The sequence below is a fragment of the Polaribacter litoreus genome (assembly GCF_054584775.1).
Genome location: NZ_JBTLRD010000060.1, coordinates 1 through 2,183 on the forward strand (window position 1 = coordinate 1; position 2,183 = coordinate 2,183).

The following is a 2,183-nucleotide window of genomic DNA, read 5'->3' on the forward strand; positions in this document are numbered from 1 at the left end:
ACGTTTTGCTCAAATTTCACCATTTTTAAAACTCCAACTTTCACGAGTTTGAGTGGATTCACGCATTATTTACAACGGTCTTGTGTATGGCTCGTTGCGGAAAATCAGCTATGATTTTCCGCCGTAACCCAAAGATAGCAAATTGCAATGAATTCCGATTAGGAATTCAGCCGCAATGAGCTATACACGTTGTTAGCCACTGGATTTTTATGCCATTAATTGTTTAACATCAAATCTTTCAGCTTCTTTGTCATCCATAATCAAAAACTTAATGTTAGGGTTATTAATTTCGTCTCTAAAATCGAAGTAAGCTTTAATAAATCTGTTCATTTGTTCGTCGGAAGCTATATTGTCTTTATAGACTACTATGAAAACCATAGTTCCTTTTCTTTTTGTTGTTTGAGCATAATAGCTAAATGTGCGTCTAAACTGTTTGTATGAATCTCTGATAAGTTGCATACTTAATTTATTCTGCAGGTATTTAATTTCGACTAAAACATCTCGATGTTTAGAATTATTGTAGGCATTTAATAATAAGTCAACCTCATATTTGTCAGCAATCTTGATATTGTTACTCACTTTATAATTGAAAGTGTTATAATCCAGTAACTTTTGGTAAAAATGATTTTCTAAATCGATTAAATTAGTTTTCAGTTCATTTCTACTTTCCTTTGAAATTTTCTTTTCAGGTTTTTCTTTTATTATATCAGATTCCGCTTTTATTTCGTCTTCGATTTCCGAATCAGCCTTTTCCAAAACCTCTTTAGGTTTTAAGTTTTTCTGATTTGCTCTTTTCTCTGCAATGTCAATACTTTGAAATTCATCTAATATTTTTTGTTTTTTGGACCATTTCCAAATTCCGTAGCACATAGATATTATTCCAATTACAAATAAGGTAATTGAAATATATAGGATGGATTTAGAAATTAATAAGTTAAGTTGAATTCGAGAATCTAAAAGTGTACGTGCACTTTCATTCATTAATTGATAATCCCTTTCGGAAACAACCAATCCTTGGTCTTGTTTCATAAAAAGCCAAGGAATTAAAAAAAGCAGAACCGACAATTATTAATCCTGTAGAAGTGATAAACTTGTATAGGTCGGAAAATTCAATTTTGTTAAACATATTTTTTCAATCTTGTGGCTAACGGTTTGGGCTATGGTTTCGTTACGGAATGGTACGCGAGTATCATTCCGCCGTAACCATAAAATTAGCAAAAAGGCTCGAAATTCCGATTAGGAATTTCAGCCGTAATGAACTATAGCCGTTGTTAGCTGCTGTATTTTTTATCCAATCATTGTAATCCAATCGCCAAAATTATCAAGTAAGAATTTAATACCTCTTTTGAAAACTTCCTTTCGTCCAAGTTCCAACACCTCTTTGAGCAACGGCAGGCTCTTTTTCCGAACTTTTGCAAAGAATCCACTAATTCTTTTTACAGTTGTTCGTTTTGTCATTGACGGAATATCTTCTTTTATTTCTTCCGCTTCCTTAATTAAGTCTGCGTTTTCCTTTTCGTTTTGCTTTAAAATATGGATAACGTTTACGAAGTAATTATGAATAATCACTTGCTTTTCCAGTTCATAAGGTTTTGTGTCTGCATCTTCATCAAGAATTTCGAAATTCGCATAGAATTCCTGTTCGTACTCGTTTAAGATACTTTCCTCTGCTGATAGTTCCGTTTTATTATATGCCTTAATTAGATTTGTCCATTGTTCCAATAATGTAACAATTGAATTTTCTTCAGTTCCGACTTTTCTTGAGTCAAGAGAAGTTCCATTTGTTGGGTTGTATTCGGCTTGGAAAATTATTTTGTTGCTTGAGTTTTGAGAAGGATTTGAGACAGAAAATTTAAAGTCCGAATATTTTGATTTGTCCTCAATCACTAATTCGAATGGTTCGTTTTTTGTCAATTCCAGAATGTCATTGTTGACTTCGACAAACGTTCGAATCCGTTTAAAAAGTCTTTCGACTGTTTGTAATAAAACTAAAGTATGTTTTTTCTTATTTATCATTTGTCAATATTGCAGCTAACGTTTATGTGTATTATTTGTTGCGTAAATTTAGCGAAAAAAAAGCTATTTAGCCTAAACTTTAGCGTTTCTGAGGTTTTTCGTAAGAAAAACCCGAAAAAGCAATAAATTTTACACGGTGTTATGTTTTGTTGCGATACGTTTGAGTA

2 protein-coding genes are annotated in these 2,183 nt (G+C 32.2%); both read right to left on the reverse strand.

The window, feature by feature from the left end:
* Positions 1-207 precede the first annotated feature (207 nt).
* On the reverse strand, positions 208-1,029 hold the full coding sequence (locus tag ACW9UN_RS17040; RefSeq protein WP_459487570.1) for a hypothetical protein: 822 nt from the start codon (positions 1,027-1,029) through the stop codon (positions 208-210).
* Positions 1,030-1,287: 258 nt separating this feature from the next.
* On the reverse strand, positions 1,288-2,016 hold the full coding sequence (locus ACW9UN_RS17045) for a hypothetical protein (protein ID WP_459487571.1): 729 nt from the start codon (positions 2,014-2,016) through the stop codon (positions 1,288-1,290).
* Positions 2,017-2,183: the final 167 nt, after the last annotated feature.